Origin of the sequence: Sphingobium sp. B2D3C (genome assembly GCF_025961835.1) — a bacterium.
Classification (GTDB): Bacteria; Pseudomonadota; Alphaproteobacteria; order Sphingomonadales; family Sphingomonadaceae; genus Sphingobium.
Window position 1 is genome coordinate 2,395,954 of sequence record NZ_JAOQOK010000001.1, and the last position, 21,085, is coordinate 2,417,038.

25 protein-coding genes and 1 riboswitch are annotated in these 21,085 nt (G+C 65.3%); of the genes, 11 read left to right on the forward strand and 14 right to left on the reverse strand.

All coding sequences use genetic code 11. From position 1 onward, the window contains the following. Positions 1-5 precede the first annotated feature (5 nt). The 5 genes from bcp to tgt form a co-directional block, all read right to left on the reverse strand. A complete protein-coding gene (gene bcp / locus M2339_RS11155) occupies positions 6-470 on the reverse strand; it encodes a thioredoxin-dependent thiol peroxidase (RefSeq protein WP_264588313.1) in 465 nt (154 codons plus the stop codon). Beyond that, positions 470-3,187 carry a bifunctional [glutamine synthetase] adenylyltransferase/[glutamine synthetase]-adenylyl-L-tyrosine phosphorylase gene (locus M2339_RS11160; RefSeq protein WP_264586576.1) on the reverse strand — a complete coding sequence of 906 codons (2,718 nt, stop codon included), beginning with the start codon at positions 3,185-3,187 and terminating at the stop codon, positions 470-472. Before M2339_RS11160 ends, bcp begins: the two co-directional genes overlap by 1 nt. Before the next feature lie 144 nt (positions 3,188-3,331). Further along, the gene (locus tag M2339_RS11165) at positions 3,332-3,880 is read right to left on the reverse strand and encodes a pseudouridine synthase (RefSeq protein ID WP_264586575.1); all 549 of its coding nucleotides are present in this window, start codon (positions 3,878-3,880) and stop codon (positions 3,332-3,334) included. A 7-nt stretch (positions 3,881-3,887) separates the two neighbouring features. Continuing rightward, the gene (locus M2339_RS11170; protein ID WP_264588312.1) at positions 3,888-5,030 is read right to left on the reverse strand and encodes a cupin domain-containing protein; all 1,143 of its coding nucleotides are present in this window, start codon (positions 5,028-5,030) and stop codon (positions 3,888-3,890) included. A gap of 8 nt (positions 5,031-5,038) precedes the next feature. Continuing rightward, a complete protein-coding gene (tgt, locus tag M2339_RS11175) occupies positions 5,039-6,226 on the reverse strand; it encodes a tRNA guanosine(34) transglycosylase Tgt (protein ID WP_264586574.1) in 1,188 nt (395 codons plus the stop codon). Positions 6,227-6,667: 441 nt separating this feature from the next. On the opposite strand from tgt, the gene M2339_RS11180 reads away from it, so the two are divergent. The 4 genes from M2339_RS11180 (at position 6,668) to thiC (ending at position 10,705) form a co-directional block, all read left to right on the forward strand. After that, complete coding sequence (locus M2339_RS11180; protein ID WP_264606345.1) at positions 6,668-7,075, forward strand: hypothetical protein; 408 nt, start codon at positions 6,668-6,670, stop codon at positions 7,073-7,075. Positions 7,076-7,274: 199 nt separating this feature from the next. Then, positions 7,275-8,105: a MipA/OmpV family protein gene (locus tag M2339_RS11185; protein ID WP_264574450.1), complete on the forward strand. Its 831-nt coding sequence runs from the start codon at positions 7,275-7,277 to the stop codon at positions 8,103-8,105. A gap of 95 nt (positions 8,106-8,200) precedes the next feature. Next, positions 8,201-8,311, forward strand: a riboswitch (TPP riboswitch). A 58-nt stretch (positions 8,312-8,369) separates the two neighbouring features. Beyond that, on the forward strand, positions 8,370-8,780 hold the full coding sequence (locus M2339_RS11190; RefSeq protein WP_264586572.1) for a DUF2065 domain-containing protein: 411 nt from the start codon (positions 8,370-8,372) through the stop codon (positions 8,778-8,780). 29 nt (positions 8,781-8,809) lie between these two features. Next, positions 8,810-10,705, forward strand: coding sequence for a phosphomethylpyrimidine synthase ThiC (gene thiC / locus M2339_RS11195; RefSeq protein WP_264606346.1), 1,896 nt, complete (start codon positions 8,810-8,812; stop codon positions 10,703-10,705). A 35-nt stretch (positions 10,706-10,740) separates the two neighbouring features. Here thiC and M2339_RS11200 read toward each other — a convergent pair whose 3' ends face one another. From M2339_RS11200 to M2339_RS11210, 3 genes are read right to left on the reverse strand one after another with little or no spacing between them, the layout of a single operon-like run. Further along, complete coding sequence (locus tag M2339_RS11200; RefSeq protein ID WP_264586570.1) at positions 10,741-11,685, reverse strand: hypothetical protein; 945 nt, start codon at positions 11,683-11,685, stop codon at positions 10,741-10,743. Positions 11,686-11,731: 46 nt separating this feature from the next. Then, positions 11,732-11,998 (reverse strand): Txe/YoeB family addiction module toxin, encoded by a 267-nt coding sequence (locus tag M2339_RS11205; RefSeq protein ID WP_264586569.1) that lies wholly within the window; start codon positions 11,996-11,998, stop codon positions 11,732-11,734. Beyond that, positions 11,995-12,255 carry a type II toxin-antitoxin system Phd/YefM family antitoxin gene (locus M2339_RS11210; RefSeq protein WP_264574445.1) on the reverse strand — a complete coding sequence of 87 codons (261 nt, stop codon included), beginning with the start codon at positions 12,253-12,255 and terminating at the stop codon, positions 11,995-11,997. Before M2339_RS11210 ends, M2339_RS11205 begins: the two co-directional genes overlap by 4 nt. Before the next feature lie 63 nt (positions 12,256-12,318). On the opposite strand from M2339_RS11210, the gene M2339_RS11215 reads away from it, so the two are divergent. Both M2339_RS11215 and M2339_RS11220 read left to right on the forward strand, forming a co-directional pair. Continuing rightward, complete coding sequence (locus M2339_RS11215) at positions 12,319-12,708, forward strand: nuclear transport factor 2 family protein (RefSeq protein WP_264588311.1); 390 nt, start codon at positions 12,319-12,321, stop codon at positions 12,706-12,708. Positions 12,709-12,812: 104 nt separating this feature from the next. Beyond that, positions 12,813-13,055, forward strand: a complete 243-nt coding sequence (locus M2339_RS11220) for a hypothetical protein (RefSeq protein WP_264586568.1) — start codon at positions 12,813-12,815, stop codon at positions 13,053-13,055. Here the strand turns inward: M2339_RS11220 and M2339_RS11225 are convergent. The 3 genes from M2339_RS11225 to M2339_RS11235 form a co-directional block, all read right to left on the reverse strand. Then, entirely contained in the window at positions 13,052-13,468 is a 417-nt protein-coding gene (locus M2339_RS11225; RefSeq protein WP_264586567.1) for a DoxX family protein, read from the reverse strand. The genes M2339_RS11220 and M2339_RS11225 overlap by 4 nt on opposite strands. A gap of 13 nt (positions 13,469-13,481) precedes the next feature. Beyond that, positions 13,482-13,616 carry a hypothetical protein gene (locus tag M2339_RS11230; RefSeq protein WP_264572020.1) on the reverse strand — a complete coding sequence of 45 codons (135 nt, stop codon included), beginning with the start codon at positions 13,614-13,616 and terminating at the stop codon, positions 13,482-13,484. A 105-nt stretch (positions 13,617-13,721) separates the two neighbouring features. After that, positions 13,722-13,976 (reverse strand): DUF2061 domain-containing protein, encoded by a 255-nt coding sequence (locus tag M2339_RS11235; RefSeq protein ID WP_264572019.1) that lies wholly within the window; start codon positions 13,974-13,976, stop codon positions 13,722-13,724. Between the two features lie 208 nt (positions 13,977-14,184). Here M2339_RS11235 and M2339_RS11240 point away from each other — a divergent pair, with 208 nt between their 5' ends. Further along, positions 14,185-14,640, forward strand: coding sequence for a COG3650 family protein (locus M2339_RS11240; RefSeq protein WP_264586566.1), 456 nt, complete (start codon positions 14,185-14,187; stop codon positions 14,638-14,640). 14 nt (positions 14,641-14,654) lie between these two features. Here the strand turns inward: M2339_RS11240 and M2339_RS11245 are convergent, their stop codons facing one another. After that, positions 14,655-15,437: a transglutaminase-like domain-containing protein gene (locus M2339_RS11245; protein ID WP_264576563.1), complete on the reverse strand. Its 783-nt coding sequence runs from the start codon at positions 15,435-15,437 to the stop codon at positions 14,655-14,657. A gap of 139 nt (positions 15,438-15,576) precedes the next feature. Here M2339_RS11245 and M2339_RS11250 point away from each other — a divergent pair, with 139 nt between their 5' ends. The 3 genes from M2339_RS11250 to M2339_RS11260 all read left to right on the forward strand — a co-directional run bounded on the left by M2339_RS11250 (position 15,577) and on the right by M2339_RS11260 (position 18,279). After that, a complete protein-coding gene (locus M2339_RS11250) occupies positions 15,577-15,807 on the forward strand; it encodes a hypothetical protein (protein ID WP_264586565.1) in 231 nt (76 codons plus the stop codon). A 3-nt stretch (positions 15,808-15,810) separates the two neighbouring features. After that, entirely contained in the window at positions 15,811-17,157 is a 1,347-nt protein-coding gene (locus M2339_RS11255; protein ID WP_264586564.1) for a hypothetical protein, read from the forward strand. Between the two features lie 426 nt (positions 17,158-17,583). Further along, positions 17,584-18,279, forward strand: coding sequence for a PEPxxWA-CTERM sorting domain-containing protein (locus M2339_RS11260; protein ID WP_264586563.1), 696 nt, complete (start codon positions 17,584-17,586; stop codon positions 18,277-18,279). 90 nt (positions 18,280-18,369) lie between these two features. On the opposite strand, the gene M2339_RS11265 is transcribed toward M2339_RS11260, so the two are convergent. Next, positions 18,370-19,239: a 3-hydroxybutyryl-CoA dehydrogenase gene (locus M2339_RS11265; RefSeq protein ID WP_264586562.1), complete on the reverse strand. Its 870-nt coding sequence runs from the start codon at positions 19,237-19,239 to the stop codon at positions 18,370-18,372. Between the two features lie 134 nt (positions 19,240-19,373). Between M2339_RS11265 and M2339_RS11270 the strand changes: the two genes are divergently transcribed. After that, complete coding sequence (locus M2339_RS11270) at positions 19,374-20,477, forward strand: DUF1176 domain-containing protein (protein ID WP_264606347.1); 1,104 nt, start codon at positions 19,374-19,376, stop codon at positions 20,475-20,477. A gap of 19 nt (positions 20,478-20,496) precedes the next feature. On the opposite strand, the gene M2339_RS11275 is transcribed toward M2339_RS11270, so the two are convergent. After that, positions 20,497-21,078, reverse strand: a complete 582-nt coding sequence (locus M2339_RS11275; protein ID WP_264586560.1) for a MarR family winged helix-turn-helix transcriptional regulator — start codon at positions 21,076-21,078, stop codon at positions 20,497-20,499. Positions 21,079-21,085: the final 7 nt, after the last annotated feature.

The window sequence follows — 21,085 nt, forward strand, 5'->3', positions numbered from 1 at the left end:
AACCCTCACCCCAACGCCTTCACCGCCTCCAGAACCTCGGCGGCATGGCCCTTCACCTTCACCTTGGGCCACACGCGCACGATCTTGCCGTCCGCATCGGCCAGGAAGGTCGCGCGCTCGATGCCCATATATTTGCGGCCATAAAGGCTCTTCTCAACCCAGGTGCCGAAGGCCTCGCACACGCTGCCATCGCCATCGGATGCCAGCGTGACGGCGAGGCTGTGCTTGTCGGCGAAGCGCTTGAGCTTGGCGGGCGCATCCTTGGAGACCGCGATCACCGGCACGCCCAGCGCGCCGAACGCATCGACCAGCCCGGTGAAGTCGATCGCCTCGGTGGTGCAGCCCGGCGTATCGGCCTTGGGGTAGAAATAGACGACCAGCGGTTTGCCACGAAAATCCGCGAGCCGGATGGGCGCGTCATCCGCACCGGTGAGAGTCACGTCGGGCAGGGTCTCGCCTTGGCTCAGCATCATGTCGTTCCTTCCGATGGCGCCGCCTGGCCGGCCAGCGCGTTCCAGCTCGTGGCGATGATCTGCCGCGCGGCGTCGATTCGGGCAAGCAACTCGCCCCAGTCGCGCGCGCCGCAGGCCCGGGCGACCAGCCAGCGGCTTTCCTCCACCGGCTCGCTCGATTGCGGCGCGACGAGGCGAGCGACGACCAGATAGCGGGTCAGCAGGTCCGCCGCCTCGCGCAGCGCGCTGTCGAGCAGCCCGGCGGCGATCAGTCTCTCCAGCGCCATGTTGAGACTGGGCGAGAAGCCGGTGCGATGGGTGAGCTGCGTCACATGGATGAGGAATTCCAGATCGACGAGGCCGCCCGGCATCAGCTTCACGTCGAGTGTCCCGGCCGGCGGCTTGTGGGTGGCGATGTCGCGCCGCATCTTCACCGCCTGCGCGAGCAGTTGCGCGGGGTCGCGCTCCACCATCAGCGTCTCCCGGACGATCTCGTCCAGCGCCGCGCGGGCGCTGGGCGATCCGAACACCGGGCGGGCACGGGTGAGCGCCAGATGCTCCCAGGTCCACGCCGCCTCCGCCTGATAGCGCGCAAAGCTCTCGAAGCTGACCGCCAGCGGGCCCTGATTGCCCGAGGGGCGCAACCGCGTGTCGACTTCATAAAGCGCGCCGGCGGCCGTCGGCACGGAGAGCGCGTTGATCACCCGCTGGGAGAGGCGGTTATAATAGAGCGTCGCGCCCAAGGGCCGGCGCCCGTCCGATTCCGCGTTGAAATCGCCGCTGAACAGGAAGATCAGATCGAGGTCGGAGGCATGGGTGAGCAATCCGCCACCAAAGCGCCCGAGCGCCAGAATGGCCAGCTCGCTACCCGGCACCCGGCCGTGGGTCTGCTCGAACTCCGCCACGGCGGCTGCGGCGAGCACGTCCACCGCCGCCTCCGCCACCCGCGCATAGCCCCGGCCAACCTCAAGTGGATCGACCTCGCGACTGACGATCTGCACCCCCAGCGCAAAGCGCCGCTCGCCCACGACATGGCGGACATGGTCGAGCCGGTGCTGGAAGTCATCGCCGGCATCATGCGTGCGCATCGTCTCAATGAGCGTCGGCACATCCGGCGGCAGATCGAGCGCGCTCTGGTCGATCAGCCCATCGAACAGTGCCGCCCGGCGCCCCAGCGCATCGGCCAATGTGGGCGCGTGGGAGAGGATCGTCACCAGCGTCTCGGCCAGGGCTGGGCGGGCGACCAGCAGGCGCAGCAGATTGACCGCCGTCGGCAGGCCTTCGATCACCTGATCCAGCTTGTTGAGCGCGGTGAGCGGGGCCGGCGCACGGGCGATCTGGCGCATCAGGCCGGGCAGCAGCTCCTCCAGCGCCTCGCGCGCCGGGGCGCTGCGCAGCGGGCGCAGGCTGCCGTCCCGCCAGCGGGTGATGCGCGCGACGAAGGGCTCGGTCTCCTCGATGCCGATGTCTTCCAGCCGCTGCGCCAGCGCGCGCGGCTCATCGGGCAGGCGATCATCGCCTTCCTCATCCTCGCCGACCAGCCCATCGAAAGTGAGGCCGGTCGCTTCGACATGCGGCTGCAACGCCGCGAGCAGCGCCGCGCCGTCGGCATAGCCGGCCAGCTGCGCGACATTGCCCAAGGCGGCCGGGCTTTCCGGGAGCATGTGCGTCTGCCGGTCATCGACCATCTGCAGGCGATGCTCGATCGTGCGGAGCATCACATAGGCCGCATCGAGCCGCGCGCGCTCGTCAGGCTGGATCAACCCCGCCTCGCCCAGCACGCGCAGCGCCGCGCGCGTGGCCGGTGCCCGCAGCGCGGGATTGCGCCCGCCCTGAATGAGCTGGTGCGCCTGCGCGAAGAACTCCACCTCGCGAATGCCGCCGCGCCCGCGCTTCAAATCGAAGCCGGGGCCAAAGCGCTGGCCACTGGCATAATGCGCGCGAATGCGGCGCGAGACGTCGCTAATCGCCCGGATCGCACCGAAATCCAGACTGCGCCGCCAGACGAATGGCCGGATCGTGCTGAGGAATTCCTCGCCCAGCGCGATGTCGCCGGCCGCCGCACGGGCGCGCACGAAAGCGGCCTGCTCCCAACCGACCGCGGCGCTCTCATAATAGCTGATCGCCGCTTCGACCGGCAGGATGATCGGCGAAACCTCGGGCGATGGGCGCAGCCGCAAGTCGACCCGGAAGACATAGCCGTCCCCGGTCCGCTCGGTGAGCAGCGCCACCATCCGCCGCGCCAACCGCAGCGCTGCCTCCTGCGGCTCTTCCTTGCCGCGCGTCGGGATCGTTTCAGGGTCGAAGATCAGGATCGGGTCGATGTCCGAGCTGTAGTTCAGCTCCCGGCTGCCATGCTTGCCCAGCGCAATCACCGCGATGCCGCGCGGCGCCTCATCCGGGTAGCGCTCGGCAAAAGCCGCGTTCAGCGCAATATCGACCGCCTCATCAGCAAAATCGGAGAGTCGCCGGGTGACGACATCGAGATCCCAAAGCCCGGCAAGGTCCGCAATCGCGGCCACCAGAGCCAGCGCACTGCGCCGCACCCGCAAGCGACGATCCACCGGCTCATCCGCCGCCAGCGCGCGCCCGGCCTCCCACGCCGTCTCCGCCTGCCCCTCGCGCAGCAGGGCAACCAGCTCGGGATAAACATCAATCTGCCGCGCCAGAAAGGGCGAATGCGCACGCGCGCGCTCAAGGGCATCGATAACGGGGTTTGTGGTCAGGCTCTCCATTGCCGCCTCTTAGCGCCGGGAGCTGCAGGCGGGAAGGGTGGCGCGGTGATCGAAGCCGCTCGCTGAGCAACTGCTGTTTCTCGTGCAGGCTAGATGAAGAAAGCGGGACCCCGGAGCAAGTCCGGGGTGACGGTAAATAGCGAACTAGACTGCGACCTCACGCCACGCCCCCGGCGCCAGTCCGTCCAGCGTCCACGCCCCCACCTGCCAGCGCACCAGACGCAACGTGGGATTGCCGACTGCTGCGGTCATCCGGCGCACCTGGCGGTTACGGCCTTCGCTGATGGTGAGGCGCAGCCAGCAATCGGGCACGCTCTTGCGCACGCGGATCGGGGGATCGCGCTCCCAGAGGTCCGGCGGTGCGATGCGATCGGCCTGCGCGGGGCGGGTCATGCCGTCGTTGAGCATGACGCCGCGCCGCAAGCGCTCGAGCGCCGGCTCGTCCGGCTCGCCTTCCACCTGCACCAGATAGGTCTTGGGCGTCTTGTAGCGGGGATCGGAGATGCGCGCCTGCAAGCGGCCATCATCGGTGAGCAGCAGCAACCCCTCGCTGTCCCGGTCCAGCCGACCGGCAGGATAGACGCCTGGCACATCGATATAGGCCGAGAGAGTCGGGCGTGGCGAGGGCGAGCGCGCATCGGTGAACTGCGGCAACACGCCATAGGGCTTATTGAAGAGGATGAGCCGCGCCATCGTCCGCTTAATCCTCCGGATCGAGGGTGACGCTGCCCTGACTGGCCAGCGCCGCGATCAGCGCCAGCACCGCCGCATCCGGCGTCTCCACCGGCGCGTCGTCCCCTGCGCAGAGCCGCTCGGCGAAGCGCGCCGCCTCCCCCGTGCAGGCAAACGCCTCGCCGTCCACGAACAGCGTCAACGCGTCCGCCCCGTCACGGACGAACACGAAGCGGCTCGCCGGATTGCGGCGCACCGGCAAGCCGTCGTCCAGCGCATCCTGCACATCCTCCGCCAGCACCGGCGCTTCGGGGCGCCAGTCTGCCTGCGGATATTTGGGCGTGCTGCTCGCCTGTCCGAACCAGCGCGCAAAGCCGGCGCGATCCGCCAGCGCCTGCGTCGCCAGATCATGCAGCCGGGCCAGCGCCGCGGGCGTTATTTCGCCCGGATTGGCCTGGCGCGACAGGCCGGGGTCGGCATAGCGATCATCCTCGGCCAGCCCGTCGGCGACATGCGCGCTCCAGTCCTCGATCAGGTCGCGCTGGGAGGGTGCGCGAAAGCCGATGGAATAGGTCATGCAATCCGGCCCGACCGCCACGCCATCATGAGAGACACCCGGCGGCAGATACAGGATGTCGCCCGGCTCCAGCAGCCATTCCTGCGTCGGCACAAAGTCCGCAAGCAACCGCAGGTCGTCATGGGGGCGCAGTGGGGTCGACTCGTCGCACAGCCCGCCGATCTGCCAGCGCCTTTTGCCCGCGCCCTGAATCAGAAACACGTCATATTGGTCGAAATGCGGCCCGACGCCCCCGCCGTCCGTGGCGTAGCTCACCATCACATCGTCCATCCGCCAATTGGGGATGAAGCGGAAGGGCGCCATCAGCGCGGCCACCTCTTCGACGTAATGATCGACCGCCTGCACCAGCAGCGTCCATGGCGCATCGCCGAGCGCGCCAAAGCGCGCCTCGTCCAGCGGTCCGTGCTCGACGGCCCAGTCGGTGCCGGCCTGGGTGATCAGCCGCGATTCCACCTCATCTTCGCAGGCGAGGCCGGCGAGATCGTCCGGCTCCAGCGGGTTGATCCACTGGCTCCACGGATTGCGGATGAGCAGCGGCTTGCGCTGCCAATACTCCCGCAGGAACAGGTCGATGTCGAAATCGGCGAGCTGCAAGGGCGCGCTCAAAACGCCTTGCTCGCATAATCGGCGCGGAAGCGGCTCGCGAACTCGGTGAGCCGCCCGGCAGCGATCGCATCCCTCAGCCCCGCCATCAGCGCCTGATAGAAATGGAGATTGTGCTGCGTCATCAGCATCGCGCCCAGCATCTCGCCGGCCTTGACCAGATGATGCAGATAGGCGCGGCTGACGCTGCCGCAGACCGGGCAGGTGCAGCGCGCATCGAGCGGTGTCGGATCCTCGGCAAAGCGCGCATTGCGGATGTTGAGCGGCCCGGCCCAGGTGAAGGCCTGCCCGTTGCGCCCGGAGCGGGTCGGCAGCACGCAATCGAACATGTCGATGCCGCGCTCGACCGCACCGACAATATCGTCCGGCTTGCCGACGCCCATCAGATAGCGCGGCTTCTCGACCGGCAGATGGCCCACGCAATGGTCGAGGCAGGCGAACATCGCCTCCTGCCCCTCGCCCACCGCGAGGCCGCCGACCGCATAGCCATCGAAGCCGATCTCCACGAGCGCCTGCGCGGACTGCTTGCGCAGTTCCTCATCGAGCGCGCCCTGCTGGATGCCGAACAGCGCCGCTCGCGCGGCATGGTCTCCGCCCGCATCGAAGCCCGCGCGCGAGCGCGCCGCCCAGCGCATCGAACGCTCCATGGCCTGCGCCTGCGCATCCCGGCTGGTGGTCGTGGGCACCAACTCGTCAAAGCACATCACGATGTCGCTGCCGAGCAGCCGCTGGATTTCCATCGATCGCTCGGGGCTGAGCATATGGCGCGAGCCATCGATATGGCTGGCAAAGGCGACGCCCTGCTCGGTGACCTTGGTGAGCGCAGACAGGCTCATCACCTGATAGCCACCGCTATCGGTGAGGATCGGCCGCTCCCAGCCGGAGAGCGCATGCAGCCCGCCCAGCGCCGCTACCCGCTCCGCACCGGGTCGCAGCATCAGATGATAGGTATTGCCCAGGATGATATCCGCGCCCGCCGCGCGCACTTCCGCAGGGCGCATCGCCTTGACGGTCGCCGCCGTGCCGACCGGCATGAAGGCCGGCGTGCGGATCACGCCGCGCTTCATGACGATCTCGCCGGTGCGGGCCTTGCCGTCCGTGGCGGCGATGCTGAAGGCGAACCGCGCCGACTGCGGATCCGCCGGCACGCGGAAAGGCGGGGGAGTATGCGGGGCGCTGTCGCTCATGCCCGCGCCATAGCGCGCCGCGGCCGCATTGACACCCCCCGGCGGGCGACGTGTGTCAAGCCAAGAGGATATAACGAACACCCTTCACCCTTCTCCCCTTGAGGGAGAAGGATACGCAGCCTTGCCGCCTTCTGGCGGCTAGGCGGAGTTGGATGAGAGGTGGCGGATCTCTGATCCGCGCGATCCTGGGGATCGCTCACCCCTCTCCCAGCTTCGACTAAGGCAGCAAGCTGCCAAGTCTGCGCATCCCTCTCCCTCAAGGGGAGAGGGCATGAAGCCCACCGGCAACCTTCCTTCACCGCCGTTAGATAATCCCGCAAAATTCCATCTGGACCGCCCGCGCACCCGCGCTAAAGTCCGCGCCAGCCGAGGAGCCCACAAGGCCCCGGACCAATCGCCTGCCCCATGCTGCCCGGGGGCGGGCATCATCGGGAGAGATCAGTGGCAGAGTTCGACATGATTGATGCAACGGCCTGGGCGGCCATGCTGCTCGGGGCGTTTACGCTGGCCGCCGCCATCGGCGCGCTGCGCAAGCCCGGCCTGTGGCAGACGATGGTCAAGGAGATCGAGCTATCGCCTGCGCTGCAATTGCTGTGCGGACTGGTAGAATTGATTCTGGGCGCCGCGGTCTATCTCGCCAATCCATGGATTCCGGCGGATATCCTCACCTGCATCATGAAGGCCATTGGCGGCATCATGATGATCGAGGCGCTGGTCGTGCTCGCCTTCTCGGACCTCTACTTCCACTTCTGGCTGCGCAATCTGGCAAACATGCAGCGCATCTGGGTGGCGCTGACGCTGGTCTGCGGGCTGGCCCTCACCGTGGCGGGACTGATGCGGCTCAACTGACCGCGCACGACATCCTGCGTGATGCCGGAAGGACGCAGGCGGACAGGATTGTCGACGCAGAGACGGGCGTGATCGGCGCGGCGGGAGCCTTCTGCCTCCTGCGGCGTTGCACGGATCAGCCTCTTGTCGGAGTTTCAACTTGCGCCCTTTCCCCTCCCTATCCCCTTGTCTTCTCGCCATTCTGGCCGTCGCACCCGCTTTGTCGGCACCCGCCCTCGGCCAGACCGCGACGGCGGCAAGCGAAGCCGCCGAGCAGCGCGAAGCCGCACGCGCCCGCGCGGGGGACCGGCTGACCATCGGCCTGGGCGCCGCAGTGATCCCGGAATATGAGGGCGCCAACGGCACCAGCATCACGCCGGTGCCCGGTGCGGTCGGCAAGCTGGGCGGCCTCAACTTCCTGTATGTCGGAAACCGCGCCAGCATCGATCTGATCAACGATGGCGGCTCGCGCTGGGATTTCCAGCTCGGTCCGGTCGCTACCATCGGCCTCAACCGCACCAATGTCGACAAGATCGACGACGAGCGCATCCGCGCGCTCGGCAAGGTCGGCACCTCGGTCGAGCTGGGCGGCTATGCCGGCATTGCCCGCTGGGGCCTCATCACCAGCAATTATGACCGCCTCTCCGCAACGGTCACCGCGCGCAAGGATGTCGCGGGCGCCCATGGCGGCACGATCATCACGCCTTCGGTCAGCTACATGACACCGCTGAGCACCAAGAGCCTCGCGGTCGTGTCCTTTAGCGCCAATCATGTCGATGGCGATTATGCCGGCACTTATTTCTCGATCACCCCCGCACAGAGCGCCGCAAGCACCCTGCCCGTCTACACCGCCAGCAGCGGCTGGAAGGACTGGACGCTCGCCGCCGCCGGCAACATCGCCCTGACAGGTGACCTCTCGGGCGGCCTCTCGCTGGTGGGTGGCGTCGCCTATACCCGCCTGCTCGGCGACATTGCCGACAGCCCGGTGGTCCGCCTCGCCGGATCGCGCAACCAGTGGATGTTCGGCGCGGGACTGGCCTACACCTTCTGATCCACCGCCGCGCGGGCCTTGCGTACGGCGCCCGCGCGGCGAGTCCTCTTCGGCTGACGGCACCATTGCACTCTCGCTCCAGAGGGCCTATCCTCCTGCCTTCCCCGGGGAGCCTGCTGACTGGCTGAGAGGGATGGGTAGCGCCATCCGACCCGTTGAACCTGAACCGGCTCGTACCGGCGGAGGGAGCGGAGCGTGGCCAGTCTTGCCACCCTCATTCCCTTAGCCACAGGCGCGCCGGCCCTTGAGAGGAGGGTGGCGGCGATGATGACGGGCAGCGTGCTCACCCTGCAACTGGCGCAGGTGCTGGGGCTTTATCTCATTCTCATTGGCCTTGCCGGCCTCTCCGCGCCGCAACGCTGGCGGGCGCTGCTGGATGATTTCGACCGCGCGCCCGGGCTGGTGCTGCTCGCCGGCGTGGTGACCTTCGCCATCGGCGCGGCCCTCGTGCTCGCTCACAGCAGTCTCACCGATCCGCTCGCGACCCTCGTCACGCTGTTTGGCTGGGGTGCGCTCATCAAGGGCGCGCTGCTGATCGCCGTGCCGGGGCCAGTGCTGCGCATCGGCCGCGCGGTCTCCTCCGCGACCGCCACCCGCATCTGGGCGATCGCCGCGATCGTCCTTGGTCTTCTGCTCGGCGTTGCCGGGCTCACCGGCCGTGCCGGTTTCCTCTGATTCCTCCGTTCACAGAAAGGCTCATCCCCATGGCTGACATCCCCGCAAAGGCCGAGATCGGCGTCACCACCGGACCCATTCGTGGCAGCCGCAAGATCCACGTCGGCCCGCACCGTGTGGCGATGCGCGAGATTCACCTCGAGCCCAGCTCCGGCGAGCCGCCGGTGCGCGTCTACGACACCTCCGGCCCCTATACGGACCCGGACGCGCGGATCGACATCATGGCCGGCCTCCCCGCCCTGCGCCGCGACTGGATTCTCGGGCGCGGCGATGTCGAGGCCTATGATGGCCGCGCGGTGAAGCCGGAGGACAACGGCCAGCTCGGCCCGGATCGCTCCGGCGGCGTCCGCCCCTTCCCCAATGTCGTCAAGCGGCCGCTGCGCGCCAAGGCCGGGGCCAATGTCTCCCAGATGCATTATGCCCGCCGCGGCATCATCACGCCCGAGATGGAATATGTTGCCGAGCGCGAGAATCTCGGCCGCGCCCGCCTCGCCGAATATATCCGCGATGGCGAGAGCTTCGGCGCCAGCATCCCCGATTATGTGACGCCTGAGTTCGTGCGCGATGAGGTGGCCCGGGGCCGCGCGATCATCCCCAACAACATCAACCACCCCGAGAGCGAGCCGATGGCGATCGGCCGCAACTTCCTGGTGAAGATCAACGCCAACATCGGCAACAGCGCCGTCGCCAGCGACGTGGCGAGCGAGGTCGACAAGATGGTCTGGTCGATCCGCTGGGGCGCGGACACCGTGATGGACCTCTCCACCGGCCGCAACATCCACGACACGCGCGAGTGGATCATCCGCAATTCGCCCGTCCCCATCGGCACCGTGCCCATCTATCAGGCGCTGGAGAAGGTCGGCGGCATTGCCGAGGATCTGACCTGGGAGATCTTCCGCGATACGCTCATCGAACAGGCCGAACAGGGCGTGGATTATTTCACCATCCATGCCGGCGTGCGCCTTGCCTATATTCCGATGACCGCCAAGCGCGTCACCGGCATCGTCTCGCGCGGCGGATCAATCATGGCGAAATGGTGCCTCGCGCACCACAAAGAGAGCTTCCTCTACGAGCATTTCGACGAGATCACGGAGATCATGAAGGCCTATGACATCGCCTACAGCCTTGGCGATGGCCTGCGCCCCGGCTCCATTGCCGATGCCAATGACGAAGCGCAGTTCTCCGAGCTTTATACGCTGGGCGAGCTGACGCACCGCGCCTGGAAGCAGGATGTGCAGGTGATGATTGAAGGGCCGGGCCATGTGCCCATGCACAAGATCAAGGAGAATATGGAGAAGCAGCTGCAGGTCTGCGGCGAGGCGCCCTTCTACACCCTCGGCCCCCTCACCACGGACATTGCGCCGGGCTATGACCACATCACCAGCGGCATCGGCGCCGCGCAGATCGGCTGGTATGGCACGGCGATGCTCTGCTACGTCACGCCCAAGGAGCATCTCGGCCTGCCCGACCGCGACGATGTGAAGGTGGGCGTGGTGACCTACAAGCTCGCCGCCCACGCGGCTGATCTCGCCAAGGGTCACCCGGCCGCCAAGGTCCGCGACGATGCGCTGAGCCGCGCCCGCTTCGAGTTCCGCTGGCGCGACCAGTTCAACCTCAGCCTCGATCCCGAAACCGCCGAGCAATATCACGACCAGACCCTGCCCGCAGAAGGCGCCAAGACCGCGCACTTCTGCTCTATGTGCGGCCCGAAATTCTGCTCAATGAAGATCACGCAGGAAGTGCGCGACTTCGCCGGCAAGCAGAATCAGGGCGTGGAAGGCTTCATCGCCACCGGCCCGACCGGCGCGGAGACGGCGGCTGCGAGCAAGGCCGCAGCGCTCAAGGGGATGGAAGAGATGAGCAAGGTGTTTCGCGAAACGGGGAGCGAGCTGTATATGGGTAGCGGGGGACGGGAGCGGGATTGAGGGCCAAGGCGGCGGGATATCCACCTTGTAATTCTCTAGGCAATTTTATTGTTTGGCAGATAAGCTTCGCCAGTTTCGTCGGCATGGCGCCAGAGTTTCTCCATGAGCTCTGGCAGCCTTTCCCCTCCAGCGACAACTCGCATAACATGCGCTCCGTCAATGCAGATGAATTTCAGTGAGCCTTTGCTATTAAGCCCTTTCAGCGCCTCCACGGAATAGCCATTGATCGATATGTATATCCCTCTCGTATCTGCAGTCTTTCCCTCAATCTTATAGATGAATGCACCAAATTCTGCGCCCGCAATTGGGCTCTTTACCCATTTCGCTTCGACGATATTGGTTCGGGATCGCCAAGAGAATGATCCGTCAATCTGCTCACCTTTTAACTTGAAAGACGAACGAGGATCCAATCCTTCAAGTTCAAATAGGTCATTTAGGAAAGATTCTAACAGATATCCCCGGGCTTGTGCATTGCCTTCCGCCATTAAACTAAGGAAACGTTCATGTAGTATAACGCGTGCCTGTTCTCTTTTTAAAAGAGCATCCGTCCGCTTACGCTCCTCGGTTGCTCGTTGTTGGGAGCGGAGCAGTTCCTTCTCTTCCCGAATACGTCGCGCTTCGAAAGCGTCGCTCTTCTGCTTATTTTTCAATCCTTCAATTGCGGCCAATGCCGATGCAGAAGCGTCCGGGAAATTGCCGCTCGTCAAACCCGTAACAATTGCGGATACAATACGGGTGCCTTCGGCCCCCGCCGAATCAAGATCCGATAAAACTTCCTGAACAACGAATCTCTTAGGCGCTCTGTCATATTCTCTGTTTGAGGAGTTCGACGCGATAAGCTCTGCTCGATCCCGAGCAGCCTTGAGCATTTCGCCAGACACACCGGATCGAATAAGATATCTGTCTAAGGCTTTGTGGTAATTAAAGCATTCGCTCAGAGCGTCCTCGACATATCCCAGAGTTGCCGCATCAAACCGCATCTAATCGTTCCCCTCAAGCGCGATGTGGGGATTACTAGGCCAATTCTCAATAATGATACCGGCACTGCGCCACTTGTAGCGTCTGGTCCTTCCCGCTCCCCGCCACCCGATACACCAGCCGATGCTCATGGTTGAGCCGACGCGACCACCAGCCTGACAAATTGCCACCCAACGGCTCAGGCTTGCCGGTGCCTTTGAAGGGATGTCGCCGGCATTCCTCGATCAGCCCGTTGAGCTTCTCGGACATTTTGGGGTCATGGTCCTGCCAATGGCGATAATCGTCCCACGCCGTCGGCCAGAACGTCACGTTCACGGGAGTGGCACGCCCTCGTTATCAACACCGGCACCGCCCGCCTCGAAGCCCCGCACGGCTTCCAGCAAGCGCTCGGCATTTTTGGGCGAACTCAGCAGGTACAGTGTTTCCTCGATCGACGCCCATTCGCTCGCGGAGACCAGCACCGCTCCTTCACCACGCTGACGCGTGATGGCCAGCGGTGCGCGATCCGCAACGACCTTGTCGATCATCGACTTCAAATTCTCGCGCGCTTCGGAGTAGGATACAGCCTGCATATCCTAAATATGGACAGAGATTTGTACAATGTCAATTGCGTCACCATCCCCGGCACGGACCGTATGACCACCCCCACCGACCTCCCCATCCGCGCCCGCCGGGCCGCCTTCAATCGCGCCATTGCTGATGGCGACGCCCAAGCCATTGACCCGATCCTGGGCAAGGACTGCGTGATGGTCACCGGCACGGATAGCGCGGTCATCGCCGGGCGGGCCGCTCAGCTGAGAGTATGGCAGCGCGAGTTCGCCTCGCCCAGCCGGCTCGTCTATGAGCGCATCCCCGCCGCCATCACCGTCTCGCCGGTCGAACCGATCGCGCTGGAGCAGGGGGAATGGCGCGGCGTTGGGCGGGAGCGTGGCGCGCTGGCGGCCTCGGGCGTTTACACCGCCAAGTGGCGCGAGGTCGCCGGGCAGTGGGTGATCGAGGCGGAGATTTTCGTCACGCTGGCCTGAGCCGGGCGTCCGCTGCCCCGTACGCCGCGCACGGCTCTGTCCTCCTCGCCTGCCATGCGCTAGGGGATGGTTCCCCTTCCCCCACGCAACCCATAGGAGCCGGCATGGCCGATCTGTATCTCAAGGCGCTGGAATCCGAGCGCAAGGCCCTGTGGGCGACCTGCCGCTTGAAAGGCCTGCCGCGCGACACGCCCGAGCGGGAGCGGATCGCGGCGATCGATGCGGACATTGCCGCGCACAAGGCCAAGCAGGCCAGTGGCAAACAGGTTGGGGGGAAGCCAGCCGGTGCCAGGGCCCCCGCCAAATCTGCCGGCGCGAAGAAGGGCGGCGCGGGCAGCGCGCGCTAGGGCTTGCGCGCGGCCCCGGTCCGCCAGGGCCAGTCGGTCACGCCGCTCGCCCACTGCGCCCACCAGATGATCACCGGCTGCAGCGCCAGCCGGGGCGCATGATACCACCAGCCCAGATGCGTGTCGCCGATCGCGATATCATTCAGCGCATGGTTGAGGTTCGCCGGCCAGACGCACAGCGCATAGAGCGCGAGGCCGATGCCCGCCGCGCGGCGCAGCGGCGGGATCATGAGACCCAGCGCCCCGGCAAGCTCGGCAAGACCCGTCAGCATCACCACCTGCGCCGGCCAGGGCACCCAGTCCGGCGTGATGGCGATGAAGCCGGCCGGCGTGCGCAGATGCGCAGTACCGGCGACCAGATAGGCCGCCGCCAGCACCCACCGGGCGGCGCGTCGTCGCCAGGAGGTGGGCATCGCGCGCCTGATCTTAGCTGTTCCGCATATTCTCCAGCCCCTTGACCACGCCGGTCTTCTGGCTGGGCTGGGACGCATTTTGCTTGGGCGGCTTTTCCGCCTTCGGCTTGCGGACTTCCTTGTTCGACTTTTTCTGGCCCTTGGCCATTGGCGTTCCTCTCGGGGTCACGAGCGCATCAGCCCGCAGCGCGCATCCTACGCCTGTCGCCCTGCAAAAGCGCGTTTATTCGCGGATCGCCTGTCCGTCGGACGATCACCCCCAGCGCACCGCCGCCATGCGCGTATCGAACGCAGCGCCCGGAACCGCTGCTGGAGCCGCCGTCGCACGGGCATCGGCCGCTTTCCAGGCCTTCTCATGGAAGAAGAACGCCACCGCGTTCACCGCTGGCTCGATGAGCGCGATGCCGCCAGCCATCGCCAGCGATCCGGTGAGCAGATATGCCACCGTGAACCCCACGGTCAGGTGAACGGCCAGATAGGTCAGCGTCTTGGTCAGGTCACGGGGCATGGCAGTCCTCAATCTCATTCCGCGCGCCGGGCACGGCAGCGGGTGGCTGATCATTTATTGAGAACCACTCGCAAGTTCCAATCGATTGATCCGCTTACAGTGATGGATCGGGCGTGCGCTCCATCTCTCCCCGACCTGCCCGACCATGATAGCCCGCCCGCATCGCAAAGCGCTTGCCCGCAATGCATAGCGGGCGCAGAGGGGAGGCATGATCGACGCCGTCACCCTCAACATCGTCCGGGCGCTGCCCCTGGCGCTGCTGCTCGCCGGTTGCCAGTCGCATGGCGATGAGCCCAATGTGCCGGGCAATCGCGACGATAATCGCCCTTATTCGGAGATTGCGGCGAACGAGACCGTGCGCTTCACGGGCACTGAGCCGTTCTGGGGTGGTCAGGTCTCCGGCAAGACGCTGGTCTACGAAACGCCGGAGACGCCCAAGGGCGAGCGGATCGCGGTGGAGCGGTTCGATGGGCGCGGCGGCCTCTCATGGAGCGGGACGCTGAACGCGGCGCCCTTCACCATGACGCTGACGCCGGGCGATTGTTCGGACGGCATGTCCGACCGCACCTATCCGTTCGTGGCCACGCTCCAGATCGGCGATGCGTTGCGCTCGGGCTGTGCCTGGTCCGATGCGCATCCTTTCAAGGGCGATGCGGCGCCCTGAGCCGGGCGCCGGCTTTATTGCTCGACCACCTCAACCTCGACCGTCTGACTGTTCATGATGACCGGGCCGAAGGAAGTCAGGAAGGCCACGTCGGCCGCATCCCGGCCGATGCCGATCTTGGCCATCTCCCCTTCCGTGGCCATGCCGGTCGCATCGACCAGATGCCAGCTGCCATCCAGGAAGACCTCGGCGACCGCGTGGAAATCCTGCGGGGTGACATTGGGCGCATAAACGCTGGCGAAGCGGGCGGGGATGCAGGAGGCGCGGGCGAGCGCGATCACCATATGGGCGAAATCGCGGCACACGCCCTGCCGGCGCACGAAGGTCTGCAGCGCCGTAGTTTCGGGCGTGCTCACGCCGGGCAGATAATGGAAATGTCCGCTGACATAATCCCGGATCGCGGCGATGCGCTGTCCGCCCTGCAGATCGCCGAACGTCTCGCCAACGAAGCTGATGAACTGGCTGCCAGGGCAATAATGGGAATCGAGCAGATACTGCACGGCCTCGCCCGGCAGCATGTGCGGCGGCAGCGCTTCCAGCCCGCTCACATCGGCGAGCAGGCGGTGGATCTCCACCGTCGCATGATAATCCGCCTTCAGCTGCCCCTGCGCGCGCATCAGCACGCGCTCACCGATATGATCGTGCGCGGCGACACGGGCGAAATGATCGAGCACGCTCAGGTCCAGCCGGGCATCGGATACCGTCTGCTCGGGCAGGTGCGCCGCTTCGATATGGAGGATGAGATCGGTCGGCTGGGGCAGCGCATAATCGATCGCGGCATGGATACGCAGTTTCATCCCCGCGCAACGTGCGGGCGGCATATTGGTGGCGGGGGGCGCTCTAAAAAAGACATTGTGCATCGCGGACAGCCTCATTTCACTCTTGTCGTCCCTCGCGCGCCTGCCTAGCGTCCGGCCGCGGGGGAGATGAATAGCAATGCCGATCAAACTGTTAGCATGGGCCGCACTGTTCTTTGCGACCATGGCATCGCCTGCGCAGGCGGCTTGGCTGGAAGCCTCCAGCGAGAATTTCGTCATCTATGCCGATCAGAAACCGGAGGAGATCAAGCAATTCTCCGACCAGCTCGAACGCTTCCACCATGCCATGGGCTATGTGCTCTCGGTTGAGATGGAGCCGCCCAGCCCGTCCAACCGCGTGACCGTCTAGGTCGTGCGCAGCGACAAGGACGTGCGCAGGCTACAGGGCGGCAAGAGCCAATCTACATACGCCTTCTATGTACCGCGCGCTGGCGATGCCTTCGCCATTGTCCCGCGGGTGAAGACGAGCAACAGTCTGCTCGATATGCCGATGATCGCGCTGCTGCACGAATATGCGCACCACTACCTTATCTCAACCAGCAGCTTCGGCACACCGCGATGGTTTTCGGAAGGGGCCGCAGAGTTCTTCGCCTCCGCCCAGTTCCGCAAGAATGGCAATGTGGGGCTCGGCATGCCTGCGCGCCACCGGGCAGGCGAGCTTATCTATGGCGACTTCATTCCCGTCGAGCAAATCCTGGAGGCGGGACGCTATCGCGACAAATCTGCGTCGCGCGGCACTTCCTTTTACGGGCGGAGTTGGCTGCTTTTTCATTATCTGACCTTCAGCAAGGATCGGCCAGGGCAGCTGGCCACCTATCAGCGCCTGCTGCGCAGCGGCAAAAGCCTCACGGACGCGGCGACAAGCGCCTTTGGCGATCTCAACGCCCTGCAGCGCGATCTAAACCAATATCTGGGCAAGAGCCGGATGACCTATCTGGAACTACCTGCTGCCGCCCTTAAGCCCGGCCCCGTCTCGGTCCGCGCGCTGAGCGAGGGCGAAGCGGCGGCCATGCCGCTGCGGATCGAGCTCAAGAACCGCCCCTCGCCTGAAGAACTGGAGACGCTGGTGGCGGACTTGCGCGCTCTTGCGCCGCGCTATCCCAACGATGCGGCGCTGCACGCCACGCTGGCCGAAGCCGAGCTGGAAGCGGGCAATGAAGATGCCGCCCTCGCCGCTGCCAACACCGCCCTCGCGCTCGATGACCGGCAGGTGAGCGCCTATCTGACGAAAGGAAAGGCGCTGTTCCGCAAAGCGGAATCCGCCCCGGACGCCAGCGCGGCCTATGCCGAAGCGCGACGCCCGTTCATCGAGCTCAACAGGGTCGAGAATAATCATCCCCTGCCCCTGCAATATTTCTACCGCAGCTTCCTTGAGCAGGGCCGGCGCCCGACGGAGAATGCGGTGGCCGGGCTGGAGCGCGCTGTGGTGCTGGCGCCGTTCGACCAAAATCTCCGCACGATGCTGGTGATGCAGCTGCTGCGGGACCAGCGCTATGATGACGCGCTGATCAACCTCGGCCCGCTAGCGTTCGATCCGCACGGCGGCCCCAGCGCGATGTGGGCACAGGGCCTGCGCGATCGCATCGAGGCGCATGACCGCAGCCAGCCGCTCGATGTGGACGCCCTGCTGCAGGACCTCGCAGCGGCGCAGGCCGAGGATGCCGGCGATGAGGGCGGCGAGAACATCAGGGGAAATTGAGCCCCCTCACCGTCACCCCGGGCTTGACCCGGGGTCCAGCTTTTCTTTCGCACGCATCGCCAAATACATTGCGGCTTTCCGTGTTCGGACGTTTCAAGCGGCACGCCTTCTTCGCAAGAAGGCCAGCTGGACCCCGGGCCAAGCCCAGGGGTGACGATCGGGAAATGCGGCAGCGGCGCCGCCGCCCCTTCATTGTTTCCCGATTCGCAGCGTCACGCCACTCGCAAATGTAGCGTCTTATAAACGCTCATCGTAGTTAATGACCCCATTTGGATCATTAACTAGTTCTCTTAAAACTTCCCCTCAGAATTTCCTGATTATTTTGCGATAATCGAAGTTAACGAGCGTCCAATCGTAGTTAATACCATTTTGTATCGAGAAGTATTCCTTCACACCGGCTTCAGGACTTTTGAAGGGAACATCGCCGTGAAGAAAACGCTTATCGCTCTCGCTGCCGGTGCAGCCGCTATCGCCTCCGCAACTGCCGCGAACGCGAGCACCTTCGTCATCAACAACCTCTCGACGCAGTATAGCAGCCCGAGCGGCGAGGTGAGCATTGGTTCGTCGTGGTGGAACACCACCTCCTACAGCGGCTCGTTCTCGCCCCAGAATATCTCCGGCACGTGGGACGGCAAGGCGGTCAGCTTCCTGGCTTACTGTCTCGAAGTCACCCAGGACTCGAGCACCGGCACGTTCAATGTCGTGTCGCTGAGCGATTATCTGGGCGGCTCTCTTTATAACGACGTCGCCGCGCTGGTGAGCAATTATGCCGGTGGCGACAAGACTCAGTCCGCTGCCCTGCAACTGGCGCTTTGGGAGACTCGCTACGAAACGAGCAACTCGAAGAACCTGGGAGCGGGTAACTTCGAGCTCGAATGGGCGAGCCAAGGCGAGTCCGCGCTGATCAACACCGCCAATTCCCACCTTGCCAACAAGGGCACGATTAACAGCAATCTGGATTTCTGGGTCGCGACCAACAGCAGCAAGCAGGATCTGCTGTTCTACACCGTCAAGCCCGCCGTGCCGGAGCCGGCCACCTGGGCGATGATGATCATTGGTTTCGCTGCGATCGGCCGCACGCTGCGCGCACGCCGCCCCAACATGGCGATCAGCTTCAGCTAAGCACAGCCTTTACGATGTGGGAGCGGGAGCCTCGTGTCTGCGGACACGGGGCTCCTTGCTGTGCGGCCAGCGCGCGCCCCGAAAGGCCTTTCACCGCGTCGGCACGGGCTCGTCGCCGGCATAATCGTAGAAGCCCCTGCCCGTCTTGCGCCCCAGCCAGCCGGCTTCGACATATTTGACGAGCAGCGGCGCCGGCCGGAATTTGGGATCGCCCGTCGTGTCCTGCAGTACATTGCAGATCTCCAGACAGGTATCGAGGCCAACGAAATCAGCCAGGGTCAGCGGACCCATGGGATGGTTGAGGCCCAGTTTGATCGCGCTATCGATGTCTCTCACGCTGGCCACGCCCTCGCCGAGCGCGAAGATCGCCTCGTTCAGCATCGGCAGCAGGATGCGGTTGACGATGAACCCCGGCGCGTCGAACGCATGGACGACCTCCTTGCCCAGCGCCTGCGCATAGGCCTCCACCGCCTGCACCGTCTCCGGCGAGGTGGCGAGGCCGCGAATGACCTCCACCAGCGCCATCACCGGCACGGGATTGAAGAAATGCACGCCGATGAACCGCGCCGGATCGGGCGCCGCCTGCGCGAGCCGCGTGATCGGAATGGACGAGGTGTTGGTTGCAAGGATCGCATCCGGCGCCAGGACCGCGCCCACCTCCGCGAAGATGGCGCGCTTGATGTCCTCCCGCTCGGTCGCGGCCTCGATCACCAGATCGCACCGGGCGACCTCATCGAGCGCCACCACGGGCGTGATCCGTGCCAGCGCCGCCTGCGCATCCGCCTGCTCCAGCTTGCCATTCTCCACGGCGCGCGCGAGTCGCTTCTCGATCCCGGCCTTGCCCTTGTCCGCACGCGCGAGATCGATATCACGCAGCAGCACATCCATGCCGGCCTGAGCGCTCACCTGCGCAATGCCCGCGCCCATCTGGCCGGCGCCGATCACAGCGATTCTGCGCATATCTGTGTCCTTTCGATCCACTTGGCCCGGCTTGCTGACCACGGGCTGTCGCAACACATGCAGCTTGGCGCTACACCATTGGCTTCAAGTGCATTATGACTGGCGGAATGACAAGGATTTCACGGCTTCTGCGCATGGGCGCGCTGGCTCTCACGGGCCTGGCCACGGTCGCGCCCGCTGCCCCGCCGCGCGGCGAGCAGACGTCGGGGTCTGTCCTCTCGACCGCGCCCGTTGTGGCAGAACCGGTGCTGGGTCGTCTGCGTGTTTTCGATAACTGGGCCGTGGGCTGCGACAATCGCCTGTCCTGCAGTGCGGTATCGCTGAATCCGGAAGGGGTGGATACGCCCAACCGGCTGCTGGTCCTCATTCACCGCGATGGCGGCCCCGCAGGCGCCACCAGCCTGCGCGTGCTGCTGGCCGATCGGCTGCGCGACCGGGTCGATTTCATGATCGATGGCACGCGCCGCGTGCGGCAGAAAGTCGATGGCGACACGATTGCGCTGGATGGCCAGACCGCGTTGGAGGTCGTGCGGTCCATGGGCTCCAGCTATGTGTTCGAGCTGTACGATCGCAACCGGACGGTCATCGGCGCCCCGTCGCTGCAAGGCGTCGCAGCGGCACTGCGCTATATGGATGAGCAGCAGGGCCGCATCGGCAGCCGCGGCGCGCTGGCCGCCATCGGTGATGGCCCTGCGGACATGGCGCGCGCCCTGCCGGCCGACCCCGTGCTGCCCAAGACGATCCCGCTCCTCGCCGATGTGGCGACGCCTGCGCTCACGGCGCAAGAGCAAGCCACCGCCCAGCGTCTGGCGCAGTGCGAGAGTGGACTGGAGAGCAGTCGCCAGCCCGATCTCCATACGCTCGACGCGGGGCATGTCCTGCTGCTGCTGCCCTGCGATGCGGGCGCATATAATGTGAGCGCCGTCCCGCTGATCGCGAGCGGCGAGCCCGGCAACCGGACAATCGCCTTCGCCCCGTTCGATCATCTCCCTGGCTTCACCGGCGATGCCAGCGCCCCGCCGCTGATCATGAACGCCCGCTGGAATCCTTCGCGGGGTGAGCTTTCCAGCTTCGCCAAGGGCCGGGGCCTTGGCGACTGCGGCACGGCAGAGACCTACCGCTGGGATGGCACCCGCTTCCGGCTGACGGAAGCTCGCTCCATGCCGGTCTGCCGGGGCGCCTGGGAATGGCCGGTGCTGTTCTCGCTGAAGGAAGAGACCGCAACGGGACGGCCGTAGCCGGCTGCATGACCGCGCCTCAGCAGTAATCGTCCAGCCGGGCGTGGACCTGTTCCAGCACCTCAAGCGCAATAGCGAGCTTCTCGGGTCGAATGTCTCGCAGGATGTCCGCGCGCAGATCATTGGTGATCGCCATGATATCCCGCGTGGCGGCCAGCCCTTTCTCGGTGATCCGGTTGTGGACCACCCGCCGGTCGACCTGGCTCTGCGCACGTTCGATCAGGCCGTCGCGTTCCAGCGTGTTGAGCATATGGGCCATGGTCGGCCCTTCGACGCCGATCAGCTGGGCCAGTTCGCGCTGGGAGAGGTCATCGCGGGCGCAGGCGAGCAGATACATTGTCTCCCACCGCGCCATGCTCTGCCCGACACTGCGGACCTTGTCATTGGCAAGCTTGCGCCAGCGCCTTGCCGCAACGACCAGCGCGCGCGTGGTCCGGAAAAAGGTGACGGTCCGCTCGTCGGGCTTTGCCCCGGCGTAGAAATTGGAGAGATGTCGCGTGGCATCCTCAATGGGAAAACCGCCAAATCGCGGCAGGCTGCGCGATGTCGCCGCGTCCTCTTCGCTGGTGGAACCCTGTGCGGACGGAGCCTTGTCGACCATCATTCTC

Coding starts and splice junctions, on each gene's coding strand:
- M2339_RS11200 (WP_264586570.1), bottom strand. CDS start 11,685: ATGCGGTTTGATGCGGCAACTCTGGGATATGTCGAGGACGCTCTGAGC.
- M2339_RS11275 (WP_264586560.1), bottom strand. CDS start 21,078: ATGGTCGACAAGGCTCCGTCCGCACAGGGTTCCACCAGCGAAGAGGAC.
- M2339_RS11235 (WP_264572019.1), bottom strand. CDS start 13,976: ATGCCCCGTGACCTGACCAAGACGCTGACCTATCTGGCCGTTCACCTG.
- M2339_RS11250 (WP_264586565.1), top strand. CDS start 15,577: ATGCCGATCAAACTGTTAGCATGGGCCGCACTGTTCTTTGCGACCATG.
- M2339_RS11190 (WP_264586572.1), top strand. CDS start 8,370: ATGATGACGGGCAGCGTGCTCACCCTGCAACTGGCGCAGGTGCTGGGG.
- thiC (WP_264606346.1), top strand. CDS start 8,810: ATGGCTGACATCCCCGCAAAGGCCGAGATCGGCGTCACCACCGGACCC.
- M2339_RS11160 (WP_264586576.1), bottom strand. CDS start 3,187: ATGGAGAGCCTGACCACAAACCCCGTTATCGATGCCCTTGAGCGCGCG.
- M2339_RS11265 (WP_264586562.1), bottom strand. CDS start 19,239: ATGCGCAGAATCGCTGTGATCGGCGCCGGCCAGATGGGCGCGGGCATT.
- M2339_RS11210 (WP_264574445.1), bottom strand. CDS start 12,255: ATGCAGGCTGTATCCTACTCCGAAGCGCGCGAGAATTTGAAGTCGATG.
- M2339_RS11225 (WP_264586567.1), bottom strand. CDS start 13,468: ATGCCCACCTCCTGGCGACGACGCGCCGCCCGGTGGGTGCTGGCGGCG.
- bcp (WP_264588313.1), bottom strand. CDS start 470: ATGCTGAGCCAAGGCGAGACCCTGCCCGACGTGACTCTCACCGGTGCG.
- M2339_RS11270 (WP_264606347.1), top strand. CDS start 19,374: ATGGGCGCGCTGGCTCTCACGGGCCTGGCCACGGTCGCGCCCGCTGCC.
- M2339_RS11220 (WP_264586568.1), top strand. CDS start 12,813: ATGGCCGATCTGTATCTCAAGGCGCTGGAATCCGAGCGCAAGGCCCTG.
- M2339_RS11230 (WP_264572020.1), bottom strand. CDS start 13,616: ATGGCCAAGGGCCAGAAAAAGTCGAACAAGGAAGTCCGCAAGCCGAAG.
- tgt (WP_264586574.1), bottom strand. CDS start 6,226: ATGAGCGACAGCGCCCCGCATACTCCCCCGCCTTTCCGCGTGCCGGCG.
- M2339_RS11215 (WP_264588311.1), top strand. CDS start 12,319: ATGACCACCCCCACCGACCTCCCCATCCGCGCCCGCCGGGCCGCCTTC.
- M2339_RS11245 (WP_264576563.1), bottom strand. CDS start 15,437: ATGAAACTGCGTATCCATGCCGCGATCGATTATGCGCTGCCCCAGCCG.
- M2339_RS11165 (WP_264586575.1), bottom strand. CDS start 3,880: ATGGCGCGGCTCATCCTCTTCAATAAGCCCTATGGCGTGTTGCCGCAG.
- M2339_RS11240 (WP_264586566.1), top strand. CDS start 14,185: ATGATCGACGCCGTCACCCTCAACATCGTCCGGGCGCTGCCCCTGGCG.